At 34.2% G+C, this 18,443-nt stretch carries 15 protein-coding genes; 11 read left to right on the forward strand and 4 right to left on the reverse strand.

Annotated features, from left to right (window positions below; genetic code table 11):
* Positions 1-156 precede the first annotated feature (156 nt).
* The 4 genes from E5Z56_RS08720 to E5Z56_RS08735 all read left to right on the forward strand — a co-directional run bounded on the left by E5Z56_RS08720 (position 157) and on the right by E5Z56_RS08735 (position 4,866).
* Entirely contained in the window at positions 157-3,195 is a 3,039-nt protein-coding gene (locus tag E5Z56_RS08720) for a CDP-glycerol glycerophosphotransferase family protein (RefSeq protein ID WP_138157439.1), read from the forward strand.
* Between the two features lie 138 nt (positions 3,196-3,333).
* On the forward strand, positions 3,334-3,879 hold the full coding sequence (locus E5Z56_RS08725; protein ID WP_138157440.1) for a DUF4234 domain-containing protein: 546 nt from the start codon (positions 3,334-3,336) through the stop codon (positions 3,877-3,879).
* Between the two features lie 5 nt (positions 3,880-3,884).
* A complete protein-coding gene (locus E5Z56_RS08730; protein ID WP_138157441.1) occupies positions 3,885-4,271 on the forward strand; it encodes a DUF2752 domain-containing protein in 387 nt (128 codons plus the stop codon).
* A gap of 97 nt (positions 4,272-4,368) precedes the next feature.
* Positions 4,369-4,866: a superoxide dismutase family protein gene (locus E5Z56_RS08735; RefSeq protein WP_138157442.1), complete on the forward strand. Its 498-nt coding sequence runs from the start codon at positions 4,369-4,371 to the stop codon at positions 4,864-4,866.
* 48 nt (positions 4,867-4,914) lie between these two features.
* On the opposite strand, the gene E5Z56_RS08740 is transcribed toward E5Z56_RS08735, so the two are convergent.
* The gene (locus E5Z56_RS08740; protein ID WP_138157443.1) at positions 4,915-5,136 is read right to left on the reverse strand and encodes an RDAC family protein; all 222 of its coding nucleotides are present in this window, start codon (positions 5,134-5,136) and stop codon (positions 4,915-4,917) included.
* A gap of 187 nt (positions 5,137-5,323) precedes the next feature.
* Here E5Z56_RS08740 and E5Z56_RS08745 point away from each other — a divergent pair, with 187 nt between their 5' ends.
* The 5 genes from E5Z56_RS08745 (at position 5,324) to E5Z56_RS08765 (ending at position 11,530) form a co-directional block, all read left to right on the forward strand.
* Complete coding sequence (locus E5Z56_RS08745; RefSeq protein ID WP_138157444.1) at positions 5,324-6,295, forward strand: Ig-like domain-containing protein; 972 nt, start codon at positions 5,324-5,326, stop codon at positions 6,293-6,295.
* Positions 6,296-6,530: 235 nt separating this feature from the next.
* Positions 6,531-7,004, forward strand: coding sequence for a hypothetical protein (locus E5Z56_RS08750; RefSeq protein ID WP_138157445.1), 474 nt, complete (start codon positions 6,531-6,533; stop codon positions 7,002-7,004).
* A gap of 328 nt (positions 7,005-7,332) precedes the next feature.
* The gene (locus tag E5Z56_RS08755; protein WP_138157446.1) at positions 7,333-8,583 is read left to right on the forward strand and encodes a hypothetical protein; all 1,251 of its coding nucleotides are present in this window, start codon (positions 7,333-7,335) and stop codon (positions 8,581-8,583) included.
* A 271-nt stretch (positions 8,584-8,854) separates the two neighbouring features.
* Positions 8,855-10,159, forward strand: coding sequence for a hypothetical protein (locus E5Z56_RS08760; protein ID WP_138157447.1), 1,305 nt, complete (start codon positions 8,855-8,857; stop codon positions 10,157-10,159).
* A 45-nt stretch (positions 10,160-10,204) separates the two neighbouring features.
* Positions 10,205-11,530: a hypothetical protein gene (locus E5Z56_RS08765; RefSeq protein WP_138157448.1), complete on the forward strand. Its 1,326-nt coding sequence runs from the start codon at positions 10,205-10,207 to the stop codon at positions 11,528-11,530.
* Positions 11,531-12,827: 1,297 nt separating this feature from the next.
* Here the strand turns inward: E5Z56_RS08765 and E5Z56_RS08770 are convergent.
* The 3 genes from E5Z56_RS08770 to E5Z56_RS08780 form a co-directional block, all read right to left on the reverse strand.
* On the reverse strand, positions 12,828-14,000 hold the full coding sequence (locus E5Z56_RS08770; protein ID WP_138157449.1) for a tyrosine-type recombinase/integrase: 1,173 nt from the start codon (positions 13,998-14,000) through the stop codon (positions 12,828-12,830).
* Between the two features lie 104 nt (positions 14,001-14,104).
* Positions 14,105-14,281 (reverse strand): helix-turn-helix domain-containing protein, encoded by a 177-nt coding sequence (locus E5Z56_RS08775; protein ID WP_138157450.1) that lies wholly within the window; start codon positions 14,279-14,281, stop codon positions 14,105-14,107.
* A gap of 12 nt (positions 14,282-14,293) precedes the next feature.
* Positions 14,294-15,076 (reverse strand): replication initiator protein A, encoded by a 783-nt coding sequence (locus E5Z56_RS08780; protein WP_138157451.1) that lies wholly within the window; start codon positions 15,074-15,076, stop codon positions 14,294-14,296.
* A gap of 637 nt (positions 15,077-15,713) precedes the next feature.
* On the opposite strand from E5Z56_RS08780, the gene E5Z56_RS08785 reads away from it, so the two are divergent.
* Together E5Z56_RS08785 and E5Z56_RS08790 are read left to right on the forward strand one after the other, a co-directional pair.
* On the forward strand, positions 15,714-17,030 hold the full coding sequence (locus tag E5Z56_RS08785) for an ATP-binding protein (RefSeq protein ID WP_138157452.1): 1,317 nt from the start codon (positions 15,714-15,716) through the stop codon (positions 17,028-17,030).
* A gap of 9 nt (positions 17,031-17,039) precedes the next feature.
* The gene (locus tag E5Z56_RS08790; RefSeq protein WP_138157453.1) at positions 17,040-18,083 is read left to right on the forward strand and encodes a HipA domain-containing protein; all 1,044 of its coding nucleotides are present in this window, start codon (positions 17,040-17,042) and stop codon (positions 18,081-18,083) included.
* Positions 18,084-18,443: the final 360 nt, after the last annotated feature.

Here is an 18,443-nt window from a genome sequence, read left to right on the forward strand (position 1 = left end):
AAATTTAACTAAAAATATAAAATTTATTATTGTATAAAAGCCATTATAAATATTCTACCTATTTATGTAGAATGTATAAATTTACAAAAAACTAATTTATCTACTATATTTCATTATTTTTTTGTGCTATAATTTTCAAGAGAGGAGGCAAAAGCTGTGAAATATTTTGGTTTGCTGGATGAATTTTCTGATAAAGAAATAATAATACAAGATCGTATAAAGGCAGAGTTAATCGGTGAAGGAGAAAACAAGGTAACTATTAGATTTCCTCATCAAGATGTTAACTATAAAGATGCAGTTGCTTTTGCACTTCTTGATTCTCACAACAAATATTTGTGGTATAAGGACACTAAGATAAACAGTGACCTTTGTACTATTAATTTTGATGGCTTTGATTATTTACAGATTGATTATGTACCACTAAGATTTAAACTATACCTTGTATTTCAGGGTAACGGTCACTTAACTTTCTGTAGATTGTATTCAAAGAGTATTAAGGACGAATACAGACTGACTAAAGATAAAAGATTACTGTATTACAGTTCAATTTCTTCTGCCGAATATAGAAAAGAAGAAGTTAATCTAATTACAAATATTACAACATCAGGTTATTTTGGTTTTATCTTAATTAACAAATCCAGCAGAGTTGATTATATTGTCAGCAATACTGTTGATAATTTTAAGATTTTTCAAGATGATTTTTGCTTTGATGTTACCTTAGAGAAAATTTCTAAGTTTACTAATTTTGGTGTTAGCTTTAAGTCAGCTTTACCTAATGTAAATACTATATATGACTTTAAACCGACTTTAGTTCGTGATATGGGGGATAGGTTTGTTCTGGAATGTAGATTGCCTAGAACATATTTTCAGGGTATTAAGCCTGATGTGTTTAACCTACATACATATTACGATATTGACGGTGAAAGATATTATTCAACTGTACAGATTAAGGATAAAGAAAATTATGACAATATTCTTGAATTATCTGCTACAGATAAACTTCAGCACAGAACTTTAATTGATGAAATAACTTTTACAGCAACAGAAAGTTATAAGCTACAGTTCTCTACTATTTTACCTTACAATGGTGTTGAGATTACTCCGGAAAATACTGCAAAGAGAATTTTGTTCTCTCCAAATTTTGTAGCTACAAGAGTATTTTACGGTGCACAGTCAGTTGACCAGTTGGGACAATATCGTATTTCTTTATACACAGACCTAAGTGGTATCAGCGATTTAAGTGTATTTGCCCATTGTACCTCAATTAAAGAAAAAATTATTCTTGATGTTACAGAATTTAACCCTAAGAAAAATGAATTTATAGTTGACTTCTCAGCTTTTAAGGAAGCTATGGAGGATATTACTTCCCGTACATATTCAATTTGTGTTGCGTTTTCCTATAACGGTTATATGTATTGTGGAAAAGTTTCTGCACCTGATTATAAAGAAGATGAAAGTACAAAGTATCTTCAAGAGGTAGAAACCTTAACTATAAAAGATACAATAGCAGTTGTTGAACCTATGTACGGCAGTAACGGTACTTTCTATGTTAGAGTAAAGGACAGACTTTCTTTATTTAAGGATAAAGTTTCTGTTTCTTACCAAAAGGCATATTTCAAGGATAAGTACCTATATATTGTAACTGATATTACTAATAACAAAGAACATTTCACAGGCTATGCTTTGTCATATAGATTTAAAGACAGTGAAGACAGAAGAATTTACTATACAAGTGCAGAGCTTATTCCAAGTGGTGACAACACTCATCTTAAAGGTAGATTTGATTTATCTAAGATTGAATTACAAAAGTCTGTATGGGATGTTTATGCAGTATTTAATGATGGCAGAACTGCTTATTTTGCCAATGTGTATGTAGATAAAAGACAAATGTATGACTATCTGTATCACAAGTCAATGAGTGAAAATTTCTACAGATTTTCTAATAAGGAAGATACAGATATTCTGTTTCCTTACTTTACTACAAGGGATACACTTGCCTTTATGATTAGACAGATTAGCCCTTGTGACTCAAGAAAATTTAAGATGAAAGAAATTTTAGCAGTATGTTGTCATAAGGTTCTAAAGTGGTACTATAGCCACAAGAACATTACCTTAGTGTATGAAAGAAAGTCACAAACTGCTCAGGATAACGGTTACTATTTCTTTAAACATTGTATGGACCACAGAGTAGGAAAAAGGTTAAAGTCAAAGATTTGTTATGTTATTGACCCATCATCACCTGACTATAAAAATGTTGAACCATACAAGGGTAATGTGCTTAACTTTATGTCATTTAAGCATATGATTTATCTGTTAGGTGCAAAGAACTTAGTATATACTCATTCCAAGAATGACTGTTATATTTGGAGACCAAACAACTCGGTAATTGCCGAGAGAATAAGATTTAAGAAACATATTTTCTTACAACACGGTGTAACCTCACTAAAGAGAATTGATAAATTTTACGGTAAAGGTAAAGCCGGTGATACTGATGTATTTGTTGTTTCTTCTAAGAAAGAAAGAGAAATTGTAAACAAATGGTTTGGCTATTCAAAGGAACAAACTCCTATTACCGGTTTGGCAAGATGGGATGCATTAAAGGATAAGTCAAATGGTTCTAACGAAATTGCTTTAGTACCAACAACAAGAAATTGGCTTGATGATGTACCTAGTGAAAAGTTCCTAGACAGTGACTTCTATAATAGATATATGGAACTGCTAAATTCTCCTGAACTAAAGACAGTTTTGGCTAATAATGACCTAGAACTAAACTTCTGTATCAGCAGTAAATATAAAGATTACTTTACAAGTGATAAGATTGATAACAAGAGAATTCATATTTCAGTTATTGGTGAAAAGCCTTTAAATGAAATCCTAATGAAAAGCAAGTTGCTTATTACCGATTACAGTTCAGTATGTTACGATATGCTTTATATGTGTAAGCCTGTACTGTTCTATCAGTTCGACTATGAAAAGTTCATTAACTCAGTAGGCACATATATTAATATGGACAAAGACTTAATGGGTGACAGAAGTATCAGTGCAATTGACTTGTGTAATGATATAAACAAAATGGCAAAGAGTAATTTTAGACTTCCTTATGAATATAAATTAATGAGGGACAATAGTTTTACTTATTTTGACAGAAATAACTCTCTGAGAATTATTCAAGAACTTAAAAAGGTTATGGAATAATATTAGAATATAAAATAGTAAACATTAACATAAAACAGTATGTAAACTTGTGAAATGTTACAATATTAATGTTTGCTTGTTGACCATATATTTGTACTATGGTAATATATAACCAATAAGAAATAGGAGGGTTATGTTATGATAACTAAAAGAAATATAGGATTAGCAATCCTATTCACAATTATTACTTGTGGTATCTACGGTATCTACTGGATGGTAGTTGTTACTGATGATACTAACAAAGCAGTAAACGACCCTAACGGTACATCCGGTGGTATTGTTGTATTACTATCAATTGTTACTTGTGGTATTTACGGAATTTATTGGGCTTATAAACAAGGGGAAAAGCTTGATAATGCAAAGAATATGCGTGGTATTCCATCATCAAATTCTAATATTCTTTACTTAGTTCTTGATATTCTTGGTCTAGGCATTATCGCTATTGCATTAATGCAGGATGCCCTAAATAAAATCTCTGATTATGACAGCTTTAACGGTAACAACGGTTATAACAATGGTTATAATAATGGCTACAACAACGGTTACACTAACCAGAACGGTCAAGGTTATAACAGTGTTCATCAGAATAACACAGGTTATAACGGTGTTAACTACAACGGCAATGGCCAAGATAATTCTCAGGCAAATTATAACAACAACCAGAATAATAACGGACAGATGTAATTTTTATGAAAGAAAGATTGTATAAAACTCTAAAGCCTATATTTTTACTGCTAATTGTTGGTGGTATATATGTAGTGCTAATATACACAACAGGCTTCAAGATTCCTTGTCCAATTAAATTTGCAACAGGTTTTGATTGTCCCGGTTGTGGTATTTCTAGGGTTCTTCTTTCTTATTTGCGACTTGATTTTAAAACTGCATTTTTCACCAATCCGGTAATAACAGTTATTTTGCCAATAATGTTAGGTGATTATATATATCACAAATATCATTATGTGGTTCACAATAACAAAAAGCCTTTTAATAAACTAGAAAATATTTCTATGTATGTTATGATAGGTGCATTAATCTTGTACGCAGTAATTAAAAATATTTATGTTCACATAAACTAAAAAATTAGAGGATACTTGTTTTCAAGTATCCTTATTTCTTTTGTAAAAAGTTCTTTAATTGTATTCCTAGCATAATATACTTAGTAGGAGGTATGCTATGAGAAATTTTAATGGTCTTTGTTATGTGCTAAACCATTCACCAAATGCAGTGGCTTGTGTTTATGGTAGCGAAAGTTATAGTGATATTAAAGGTAGGGTAATGTTTTATCAGCTAAGGGATTATGTAATTGTTAGGGCAGAGGTTAGTGGATTGCCAAAATGCGATAAACCTTGTGAAAGCCCTATATTTGCATTTCATATTCATAGTGGTGAAGAATGTACAGGTGACAAAACCGATTCATTTAAAAATGCCGGTACTCACTACAACCCAAATAATTGTAAGCATCCATACCATGCAGGAGATATGCCACCACTAATGGGTACTGATGGGAAGGCTTTTTCTATGTTTATGACAGATAGATTTACCGTAAATGAAGTGATAGGAAAAACTGTTATAATTCATCTTCATCCTGATGACTTTGCTACCCAACCATCAGGTAATTCCGGTGAAAAAATAGCTTGTGGTGTTATAAACCGTAATTGTAACAGAAGATAAAAATAACCGACCTAAGTTTACTTATAACTAAGGTCGGTTTTCTTATAATTATTGTAGGTAAAAGCTCATTTTGTCATTGCTGATTTTTACAACTATATTTTTATCAATTTCGCTAAAGAACTTTTTGATAGCTGTGTAAACCTCATCACCTGGCTTTTCATCAAAATTAAAATATTGACCACCACAACTGTCGTGAAAATGTAAATAAAGGTCAAAATCATTAGAAACTATGTCCTTTATCTTCTTTGCAACATCATATGTTATTACCATAAAACCACCTCAGAAAAAAATTTTTATAAATTTTTATAAATTTATGTAACCTTTTTGACTTTTGAAAAGTGTTATATGTGAAAGCAGTTAAATTATAAAAGAATTCTTTATAAACACTTTCTAATTATTATTATATGTTTGATAAAGATTATGTCAAACAAATTTTTATTCGGAAGGGAATATTATTATGAAAAAGATAATCTCAATTTTAATGGCAATCCTTTGCCTAGTGTCAGCAAGTATCTGCACAACATCATGTTTTGCAGAAGAAAAAGAAGTAAAATCTACTTCATCAGAAAGTCAGTATTTACAAACCCGTAGATACAATGTAGGCAGTACAATCGGTACTTGGATTGGTGATGAAGGTGGTCCTATTATTAAGATTAAGCCTAATTCAGTTATCAAGTCAAAGAAAGATAAGTATGGTGATACAATTTACTATGCTGCAAAAAAGGGTACTTATATTGCTAATGTATATGATGAAGGTAAGTGTATTGGCAAGGTAAAGATTATTGTTGGTGACTTTAAGACAGTTCTAAAATCAAATTCAAAGAAACTTAACTTATCATATAATAAGTATGTATCATTTAACAATAGTGAGTATTATACTAAGTATCAGTCATACAAAAAGTTAAGTACTATGATTTCTTTCCCAAAGAAAGGTGCTAAGTATTCTATCAAGACTACAGGTAAGTCAATCCTAAAAATAGCTAATAATGAAATTTATACTGTTGGTGTAGGTACTTCTACATACACTCTTTATCAGAAAATTGGCAATAACAAGGCTACTAAGGTAGGTGACTTTACTGCAACAGTAAAGAATGTAAATATTAAAACTGCTACAGCAGTAAAGCTGAATAATGTAAACAATGACTTTGATTACTATTCAGTAGATGATATTGAAGATTTATCTGTTAATGAAAAATATAACTTTACAAATAGAGTAATTAAGGAAAAACTAACAAGCAAAAATTGTGGTGTTTATGTTTCTCCTAAAAATTATAAGGTTACTTATACTGTTAAGAATTCTAAGGTTGCTACTGTCAGCAAGTCAGGTGTTGTAACAGGTAAGAAGAAAGGTGTAACAAAGCTTACTTTCAAAATCACCTTTGCCGATAAGTCAGTTTACACAAATAGTGTAAATGTTTTAGTTATATAATTCCTAAAATTTCGATATAACCAAATCTCAATTTCCTCCCAAAAGGCTCTGACTTTTTAGTCAGAGTCTTTTACCTTTTGTATGCTAAAAAATAATGAGAAAATTTGTACATTTTACCCATATTATTTTTCTTTTCTTAGGAGTATAATCACTGTAATATTTCAGTAGAGAAATATTTTGAAAGTTTGCAACACTTTTCCTTTTTGAAAAGTATTATTAGTAGGAAGGTGATTTTATGAGTAAAAATAAGAAAATTTTTCGTTTTGCATTTTGTGGAATTTTATGTGTAGCTATATTATTATCAATGACCTACCTAGGTGCTGTTTTAATTGAGAAATATCAAGCTGATACCACTTGTGGTAACGGTGATGATGTTTCCTCCAGATGGGTAAGCAGTGAGGATGCTATCAGCCTTGATGTGGATTCCGATACTTTCCCTACAATGACAGATACATATAATACAACGAAAATTTATGGTGAAAAATTTTGCTATGTTCCTAAAGATAACAATAAATTCTTACTGAAAAAGGAAATTGATACTTTGGATAATGATACAACCGATACTCAGTATAAGGATATTGCTGAGGGTACATATGAATATAATTCAGAAACAGATACAAATAAGGCAAAAGTTAAGTTTACAAAAATTAATAACAAAAAGTATGATTATCTTCTAAACAAAGAATATACTTTCAGTAAAGATTGGTAATTATAAAGTCTATAGACAAAAGCCCTAACTATTGTAGTTGGGGCTTTATGTGTCCATAAATAAATTTCTGATTTTTTATTATTTTATGTAACCTTTTAGGCTTTTACAAAGTGTTATATATGAAAGCAGTTAATAAGCAAAAATAAATTTTGAAAATATTTCAAAAAAATTTATTTTTTATGTAACCTTTTGGACTTTTACAAAGTGTTATATATGTAAGCAGTTAACCGGCTTAAAAAAGATGATTCAATTTTGAAAAAAAGAAGGGCATAATTATGAAAAAACTACTAGCAATTATTTTTTAGCCGTTGTTTGTATTATTCCTACAATGGCAGTATCATTTAGCGTATCAGCTAAAGCAGCAACAAGCAATGTAAATTCAAAAGATGCATTTATGTATCAGTATTCTGAGAAAACTTATACTGTTAAGAAAACTAAAGCACAACAGAAATATAAGTTTGATTATTCAGTTAGCAACAACAGTGACAATAGTGTTATTGTTGTAAAGAATGATGACAAAACAAAGTTTCAGGTAACTATTGGTGGTAACAAAGAAACTTCTGCTAACAGACCTGTTGTTTCAGTTTACTACAAGAACGGTAGCAAGAAAGTTGTTGTTCAGAAGTATGTTGTAAAAGTTGCAAAGTACAAATTCCAGAACATCAATATGGGTGTAGGTAGATCAGATAGTGTTGACTACAAATTCCCTGCAAATGCAGAACAGGTTTCTTTCATTGTTAAGAATAAGAAAGTTTCAACATTTACAAGAGAAAACCACCTAACATATTGGAATGGTTCAGGTGAATATCAGTTTAAGGTAAATGCTTTATCAAAAGGTACAACACCGGTTTCTTTCTATGCTAATAAGTCATTCTTCAAGAACAGTAAGTGCTTTAAGCCTGACAACAGACTACTATGTACTTTCAATGTTAATGTTGGTAACTATAGACCACAGTTAAAGATTAATGCAAGAAACCTAAAGTTACATTATTCTAAAGTTGTAGATCTTTCAAAGCATAATGAACAGATGAATGAACTATACAACCTATATGCAGATATTCCTTCAATGCTTTACAATGTAGATTCAAAGGCAAAGGCTCAGTACAGAATTGAAACTAAGGATAAAAGTGTTGTTTCTGTAAATGGCAATAATCTTGATACTAAATCAGTAGGTAAGGCTACATATACTCTTTATTCTAAGACTAACAATAGAGAACTGGTAATTGGTACATTTACAGTTCAGGTAACTGATATTCCAATGAGAGAACTAGCTGATTATAATACAATTGAATACGATGATGGTATTTTCTACAATGACCAAATTGGTGTAAAAAAGGGTGGCACAGTAGATGCCTTTAAAACAATTAAGCAGGCAGTTTTAACTGACTCTTATACCGGTATCAACTTTAAACCTGCTGACTATAAGATTACTTATAAAATTAAGGATACAAGTATTGCAACTGTCAACAGTAAGGGTGTAATCAAGGGCAAAAAAGTTGGAGATACTAGGTTTGAATTTGCAATTAAATTCTCTGATGGCTCAACATTTAGCGATTTTGCTGAACTTGGTGTATATTAATAATTAAATAACTGAATAGAAATTAAGGAACTCCGGTATATAAATTACCGGAGTTTTTGTTTATGAAAAATTTATTATTTTATGTAACCTTTTAGACTTTTACAAAGTGTTATATATGAAAGCAGTTAATAAGCATAAAATAACTTTTGAAAATATCTCAAAAAAATTTATTTTTTATGTAACCTTTTGGACTTTTACAAAGTGTTATATATGTAAGCAGTTAACAAGCTTAAAAAGATGATTCAATTTTGAAAAAAAGAAGGGCATAATTATGAAAAAACTACTAGCAATTATTTTAGCTGTTGTTTGTATTATTCCAACAATGGCAGTATCATTTAGCGTATCAGCTAAAGCAGCTTCAAATCAAGTGAAAACAACTAATGTTTCACTTTATCAGTATGGCGAAAGTACTTATACAGTAAATAAGTCAAAGTCAACTCAAAAGTACAGTTACGGTTACACAGTTAGCAATAACAATGGAAAAAATATTGTTGTTGCAAAGAATGACTCAAAATCAAAACTACAGTTAACTGTAGGTGGTAACAAGGTAACTTCATCAACAAAACCTGTTATCACAGTTTATTATAAGCAAGGTAAAAAGAAAGTTGATGTACAGAAGTTTAATGTAACAGTTAAGCAGTTTAGACCAACAGATACATTTGTTGATGTTGACAAAACAGTTAATCATACTGTAGATTTTCCGTCAAAGACAAGGGACTTATCTATTAAAGTTACAAACGAAAGAAAAGCTACTGCCAATGGTAATGTAATCCAAGGTAAGACAGTAGGTACAACTAAAGCAGAACTTTATCTTAATAAATCTTACTTTAGCAACAAGAAATGTGTTAAGAGCAACAAAGATGTACTATTAGGTGCATTTAGAATTCGTGTTTGTGAATATAAGCCAAGTATCAAAGAAAATGCTGAAATCTCATTATATTATTGCAAGGCTTTCAATCAATTCTCAGGAATAGATAATATAAGAACATATAATGATGACAAAAATACAGAAGGTAAAAATAGTTTTACTTTTGCAAAGGGAATTACATCATATTTTAATGAAAAAACTCCCGGTTTAAAATATCAGATTGTTGCTAAAAAGTCCGGTATTGTTGGATTATACGGTAACAGAGTTTACTCTAAATCGGTAGGCAAAACAACTGCTAATATTTATGGTATTCAGTCAGATGGTAAGACTGTAAATTACGGTTCATTACCTGTAAATGTAAAGAAAGTTTCAATGGCTAAGATAGCACAGATTAAGTATGAAAACAGTGAATGTGATATTTTTGATCCTTATTACGAAGGCAATGTAACACTTTCACTAAGTAATGTAAAAACTTTTAATTCTAAGTATACAATTATGTATAACTTTTTAAATACTAATGGTTTCAGTTTTAACCCATCAGATTATAAGATTACTTTTAAATGTACAAATCCAAAGATTGCATCAGTAAGCAGTAATGGTATTGTTACTGCAAAGAAAGTAGGCTCAACAAAGTTTAATTTCACAATTAAGTTTAGTGACGGTTCTACTTTTAACTATGGTTATGAAACAATTACTGTAGAAAAGTAATATCGGTGATTTTGTATTAATAAAGTAAAGTGAGGATGTAAAATTATGAAAAAGCTATTAGCAATTATCTTAGCTATTGTTTGTATTATTCCAACAATGGCAGTATCATTTAGTGTATCTGCTGCTGAAAATTCCAACATAATAGTAACAAAGAATGTTTCAGTATATAGATGTCAAGAGAATGTAATTAACATTAAGAAAACAACTGAACAGAAAAAATTTAAGTTTAGTTATTCAGTTAGCAACAACAAGGATAAATATATTTTTGTTGATGATAATAATGATAGTAGTGAATATACACTTTGGTATAGTGGTTTAAAAGTAACCGGTAATACAAAGCCTGTTATTACAGTTTACTATATGAATGGCAAAACTAAAGTTGTTGTAAATAAGTATGTGGTAACTGTTAGACAGTATAGAATGGACGATATTCTTATGAATGTTCGTGATAAGAGAACTGTTGAAAATAACTTTACATCAGGTGGTTATGACTCAAATGTAAAGGGTTGTACCACTTACGAATTTACTAATAAGAAGGTTGCCTCATTTAACACAGAATCAACAGGCTACAGTAACAGAAATTATGTGTATGGTAAGGCAAAGGGTACAACAAAGGTTAAGGTTTACCTAACAAAAACATTCCTAAAGAATATGGATGCTTTTAAGTCATACAAAAGATTACTTCTTACTACTTTTACTGTAAAGGTTGGTAACTACCCACCATATATTAAAAATAGTTATAAGAGTTTTAATATGAATTATTACAGTAAAGCAGATTGTGGCTATGCACTATCTTATAATGATGCAAACATCAGCATTAATGATATGGTTAGTAACGATAAGCCAAATGCAAGATATTCTATTACAACTAACGGTAAAAAAGTAGTTAAGCTTGTTGGCAGAAACCTAATTTCTACAGCAGTAGGTAAGTCAACATATACTGTATATGCTACTATTAGTGGCAAAAAATATAAGGTAGGTAACTTTACAGTTAATGTAAAGGATAACAACAAGATGGCTGATTATGCCCTAATGAATTTAAATGAAAATTGTCCTGAATATTACGGAGAACCTTCAGTATTTGGTACAAAGAACAGTATCAGCATTGACATTAATAACAATAATAAATATGAAACTAAGGATAAAATCCAAGATGCTTTCACATTTAACGGTTATACAGGTGTTTATTTTGCTCCATCTGATTACACTATCACTTATAGTGTGGATAAGGATAGCACAGACCTTATCTCAATTGATAATGACGGTGTAGTAACTGCTAAGAAAGCCGGTTCAGCTTTGTTCAACTATACTATCCATTTTGCAGACGGCTCATCATATAAAAGCTATCAGGTTTCTGTTAATATTTATTGATAATTATTTTAAATTTAATATATAATATTTAGTGTTAAGTATTAAGTATCCTATTGTAAAAGCTCTGACAAATAAATTGTTAGGGCTTTTGTTATACCAAAAAAATTGAACATTTATTTATTTTTATCAGTTTTGTCTATGAATTTATTTTTCGATTATGTTTGTTTTTAAATATGATTTCGATAAATTTGGGGTTGTCTTTTTAATTTTTGTTGAGTGTAAAGGAAAATTTCCTTTAAATTCAATCGACTATAAAAAATTCATAGTGAGAATGTGTATCTAAAATAATATTAAACTCTGACTCACAGGTGTAGGGGACATCATTGATGTCCCGTTACAAACTAGCCTTTATATAGGTACTTTGTCCTATATGGTAAGTTATAATTTCTAGTTTCTGCATAGGACTAAGTTACATAAAACATTTTACTATTAAACGGGCGAACAATTAAGTGAACATCAAAGAAAATGAGCCATAGGCGAAGTTTGATTTGCTAATGTGAACTTATGCAAAAGTTTTTGAATAAAAAACTTTTGTAGTGAAGCCCCTACGACTGTGAGCCAAGAATTTTGTTATAATTCACACCCACAAACTCTAATTTGTAAGTAAATATTAAGTCCCGTTATTCCTTGTTTAGTGGTGCGAGTAACGGTGTTTGCACTAGCGAAAGTGCCTACCTTGCTTATTAAGCACAAATGCGTTAGGAAAGAGGCATCAACGCTCTCCCTAAAAACAGTCCACCGGACTGTTTTCTTAACTTCAAGTACAACATGGTCGTTTAGCGTTGTGCATAAATGCACTTCCTCAAACTCCCTGTTGTAGCTCTTCCTCGAACTCCTTTCTTCTGCCACCGGCAGCAGTCGTTCTCGTCACACCTCAAGTCCCGTTATTCCTTGCTTAGTGGTGCGAGTAACGGTGTTTGCACTAGCGAAAGTGCCTACCTCGCTTATTAAGCACAAATGCGTTAGGAAAGAGGCATCAACGCTCTCCCTAAAAACAGTCCACCGGACTGTTTTCTTAACTTCAAGTACAACATAGTCGTTTAGCGTTGTGCATAAATGCACTTCCTCAAACTCCCTGTTGTAGCTCTTCCTCGAACTCCTTTCATCTGCCACCGGCAGCAGTCGTTCTCGTCACACCTTAAGACCCGTTATCGCATTGCTGGTATAATAAAAAGACCTAATACTTATGTATTAGGTCTTTTTATGGTGCGAGTAACCGCTGCGAATGGCTTAAAGCCTGAATTTTTCGCGGTTTGACTGCACTTTTGACTGCAGTTTGTGCCAATCCTACATTTTTTCACGCGATTTGCAGGTTGTTGGCTTTCATATATTCGTCGGCGACGGCGAGGTGTTCATTGCGGAATTTCTCGAAAACGGAGCAGTAAGTATTCAGGGTGATGTTGATATCCGTGTGTCCCAAAATCTTCTGCAACACCTTTGCAGGCATTCCGGATTCGATGCATCTTGTCGCGTATGTGTGTCTGAGCGAATGTAAATCCACTCTTCCATATACGGTTTTATCGACGATCCCATACGCTTTCAAAGCCGCCGAATAAGAATAGTTTACTTGATTGGTGGTGACAAGATTTTGATTGCGCGACAGGAAAAGCAAGCCGCTTTTCTTCCTGCCGATAATGGTTCTCAGGAAATCTGCCACATCCTCATTGACAAAGAGCGTGCGTGTTCCTGCCGAAGTCTTGGTTTCGTTAAACACGTTCTTTCCAAACTTACCGCGCGCAACCGTTTTGTTCACGCTGATGGTTCTGTCATCGAGGTTGATGTCCTCCACCATCAGAGCACAGCACTCACCGATCCTCATGCCCGTGAACATCGACAACAGCATAATATCACTGTAACGAATATCCTCGCTTTTGAGCACGTCAAGGAGCTTTTTCTGCTCGTCAACCGTCAGTGCCCGAACGGGGATCGTCTTTTTGTTGGACTTCGGGCATTTGATCTCCTTGATCGGGTTGTCCTCGATAATCTTACGGTGTGTCGCCTTGCTGAGGACTGCGCCGAGAAGCTGATACATCTTGTTTATGCAGGACTGCGAATAGTCAAGCTGTGTTTTGAAAAACGCGATGATATCGTCCTCGCTCAGCTCGTTAAGCGGTTTATCTGAAATTGCGGAAAGCATTTTCAGCGTTTCCATCTTCCTGTCATAGCTTGATTGCCTAATCTCATTCAGCGCAAGCTGCTCGTCCATCATCTTTTCCGCATACTGGAAAACAGTCGGCATTTGCTGTTTTTTCTCATTATGGAGATTTCCGGCAAGAGCCTGTATTTGCAGTTCTTTTAGCTTGTTCCGCGTCTCTCGCTCGGTCTTGCCGTAAACGGTCTTGCGAACGCGTTCGCCGTCAATCACCAGATTGATTTGCCCGGAATACCGCTTGCGGCTCTCCACATAATAAATAGAGCCTTCGCCGTAAGGCAATTTGATTTTCTTTGATTTTGTGCCTTTGGTTTTCAAATTATCCGTCCTTTCCAAAGCCTAAAGACACTGAATCGTTTTTGACTGTCTTTATGATAACGCAAAAACGACTCAACGTCAATAGAATTTCTCACTTTAAAGCATTAAACTCTGCGATTTTTACTCCATTCTATGAACGCCTGCTCGCTGACCTTAAAATTCTTGCCCACTCTGACAAGCGGAAAATCTGCTCTCATCATGATATTCCTTGCTGTCGGCAGGCTGCAGCCGAGTGCCTCGGCGACTTCCTTTGTGCTTAAAAACTTGATTTGTGCTTCCATAATGTACCTCCGTTAATTGCCGTATAAGCCGTCGGCTTCCAGTGTATCTATCGAATTATAGAGTGAAGTCAGCATATAGGCTCTCATATTTTTTATTTCGGTTGTATTTCTTTCAAGTGAATTAATAACATATTCAATGTGTTCAGCGGTTAGCATTAACAAGCGTTGGCGAACGGTTGCTATCGGAATTTCGCGCTTTCCAATCCGTACATAGCTTTCATTTGAGCAATATGTATCGGTTATTAAACTGACGATTTCTTCCAGTACGCCGCCGAAATCACGCTGCGCAAGCACATCATATTCGATTTGCTCCATAATCTCCTCTTTTACCACATTGTAGGAGATGGATAGATTGATATGACTATCTTCAGTATGAATATATTCAGTATTGATTGGTGGTGATTTTCCGCATTCCAGGATGTGGGGTTTCATTACTCCTGAATGTTGATTATCATTGTTCTTGAATAGTGAATTTGGAGATTCTTCAAACTGATTAACATAAATAGCATCCGGCTTACCTCTGCCTTGATTTCTACGATTAATCAACCGATATTTTTCAAGCTCACGAAATAATCGCGTCGCCTTTTGAGATCCACAGCAAAACGTTCTGCACACCTCGCTGTTTGTATAGTACACAAACACACTGCCGTCTTCATCCAAAAATCCATTCTTCTCAGACAACGTCAGCCTGTCCAGCAAAAATGCGTACAGTATCTTTGCTTCAACAGATAGCTGTGAATACGAATCCGAAAACAAACATAACGGTACCTTTAAGAACCGATAACTTGATTTCATAATAATCAATCCTCCTAGAATATGTTAATTTGAAGAAAAACCCTCTCACCCTTTTATTCCACACTTTTTTTGGATTTGTTGCAAAGAAATTTCAAATTTCACTTATTAAACTGCCTTAAAGCTTTCAAAATCATCTGAAACGTATGCAATACAGTCTATATAACCTTCTATTACTGTATTGCTGACTTTTTTCAATTTGACAACCTATTATTTTTTTCAACTATCTAATATTTTAAGAAAAATCCTCTCACCCTTTATTCCACACTTTTTCGGAATTTTTTGCAAAGAAATTAAAAAAATCAGTTATCAAACTGCTTTAAAGCTTTCTAAATCACCCAAAACATAAGCAATACTTTCTAAAAACCCCTCTACTTCTGTATTCCACACTTTTTTCCGTATTTTTAACCTGCTATTTTTGAAATTATAAAATTTTCTATATATAGCACAAATTTTATTATGTGTTTTTCGATAACTTAGTGCAGTATTGCAACAAATGTAAAACCTCCTCTACTTTCTATTGCACAATTTTTTTCGATTTGGCAACCTATTTACAAAAATAAATATTTTTGCAATTCATTGCAAATACTTTACATACAATAAGATTTATGCTATGATTGTATAAAAGGAGGCGGAGTGTATGATACCGACAAAGGAATTGAAAAAGCGCGACCTTTATTTGAATAAGCTCATTGCTTTTCAGGACACCGAACCTGTAAAGGTAATTACCGGTATCCGGCGCTGCGGAAAGTCAAGCCTTATGAAGCTAATGGCGGCACATCTACTTGAAAGCGGCGTTTCGTCTGAGCAGATTGTTGAAATGAATTTTGAATCCTATGATTTCAAGGATATGACCTCAAACGGGATTTACGAGTATATTAAGTTAAAGCTGCTCCCCCATAAAAGAATGTACCTTTTCTTCGACGAGATACAGCGCGTCGAGGCTTGGGAGGATGCCGTCAACGCACTGCGCGTGGATATAAACTGCGATATTTATATCACCGGCTCCAACGCTTTTCTGCTGTCCTCGGAATACTCCACCTATCTTTCGGGCAGAAGCGTTGAGGTCAAAATGCTTCCGCTTTCCTTTGCGGAGTTCATAGATTTCCACGGATTTGAAATACGCGAGAGCACAAGCGCGCTTGGCGGAACACACAGACGTGCCTATGATTTGCACGGCGAAAGCTATGAGCTGAAAGAGCTTTTTGAAGCGTATCTGCGATTTGGCGGTATGCCCGGTATAGCGGATGTCGGCTTGGATCAGGAGAAAGCGTTAATGCTTCTTGACGGCATTTATTCGACCGTCATCGTGCGCGATATTCTCGAAAGAGAAAAGCGCAGAGGCAGACGCCAGATAACTGACGCCGTACTTCTGCGCAAGATTATTCTGTTTTTGGCGGACAATATCGGCAGCTCAATTTCCGTTTCATCCATCGGAAATACGCTTGTCAACGAGGGTTTGCTCGACGACGGCAGAAAGAACAAACCCAGCGCGCACACCGTTCAGGCGTATGTCAACGCGCTTCTTGAAGCCTACTTTTTCTATGAAATCAAACGCTTTGATATCAAAGGGAAGGACTATTTGCGCACGCTCGGCAAATATTATATCGTTGATATCGGACTGCGCAATTATTTGCTCGGCTTCCGCAATCGTGACAGCGGACACATCTTGGAAAACGTTGTTTACTTTGAGCTTTTGCGCCGCGGATATGACGTTGCAATCGGCAAACTCGGCGATTCCGAGATTGATTTTATCGCTTCAAATGCTAACGAAAAGATTTACTTTCAGGTCACGGAATCCATGAACAGTGAAGCTGTCAGGATGCGTGAGCTTGCGCCTTTGCAAAAAATCAAAGACAATTATGAGAAGATAATCCTGTCACTCGACACAGGATTGGAAAAAGAATTTGACGGAATCAAGTCGGTCAATGTGATCGATTGGCTGCTTGATTATTGATGCTTTAGTATGAATAATTACGAGTTTTATGTTCTCTCAGGCAATACTATCGTTGCAAAATGGGAAAACAAAACACTTACAGTTTTTAAAGAAAATCTATTGCCGCTGTATCTAAAACAACATCACAATGCTCAACATTGGATCGCGTCGCGAGCGATTGATTCACACCGTGCAAACGCGCGTTTGCTGAAAAAAGCCCTGCGATTAAAGGAAAAAGACGACCTTAGTACAGCTCTTTATGTCAACGCCGCAACTATCACAGACAACTATTGGATAAAGCCTCTTGATAGTGACTTAACCTATCAAGACGTGCGCTTCACCGACGATTATTTTTCCGTTCTTGCACTCAAAGGAAGTTATTCAAGCTTCAATCGAGTTGCTAATTCCAAGCGCACAAAAACGCCTGAACTGACGAATATCGGCAGCTTTGAAAAGTGCTGGAAGCTGATTGACGGCAAGTGGTGGATGTATAAATCCGCAACGCATGACGAACTGTTTTCTGAACTTTTTATCTATCATCTCGGCAAGGAATTAGGGATGAATATGGCAGTTTATAAGCGCGGCGACAAGTGTATAAAGTCGCTTGACTTTACCGATAATGCGAGCGTCAACTTCGAGCCTGCGTTTGCTTTTATGGGAGATAATGAAGAATATGAAGACGTATTGGCAAAGCTGGAGGAGCTTTGTCCGCAGGCAAAGGCTGATTTTGTAAAGATGATTTTCCTCGATACAATCGTTGCAAATCCCGACAGACACACGGCGAATTTCGGTCTGCTGCGTGATATAAACACAGGAAAACTCATCGGCTTTGCTCCGCTGTTTGATCATAATATGGCGCTGATCGCAAGAGGATATCCGAAAACTCCGACGAAAAATGATATCCTCATCAAACTGTTCAACAACTTCATCAGCAACCATTCCGAGTATAAAAATAGGTTGCCAATCGTCACCGAAACACTCCTGCAAACCGTCCTCAAAACCGTCAACATGAAGGTGCGCGGCAAAGAAATTGTTGACCTAATTATGAAAAGATACGCGCTGATTCAGAAATAAAACCTAAAGAAAAATCGACCTGCGAGGCTAACTTGCAGGTCGATTTTTCTTAAAAAGTTTTGAAGTTTTAGGTAAGGGGACTTAGGGTTTCTCCCTAACAAATATCACTGTTTTTCGCTGCGCGGAGTAAAAACAGTCTGCTTGTATAGTCGTGACATATTAAAAAAGAAATCTTTATGTCAGTTCTGAACAAGCAGTGCGTTTTTACTCCTACCCGTAAAAACACGCTCGCAAGGGACACCCTTGAACCTGATACAAACAGAAGATTAATAGAAGTAAATTTATTGTCGAACTTTAGTTGAAGAATTACAAAAATATGGTATAATAAATATGTATAGAAAAGTTGTACAGAAATAATTT

It is taken from the genome of Ruminococcus bovis (assembly GCF_005601135.1).
GTDB lineage: Bacteria > Bacillota > Clostridia > Oscillospirales > Acutalibacteraceae > Ruminococcoides > Ruminococcoides bovis.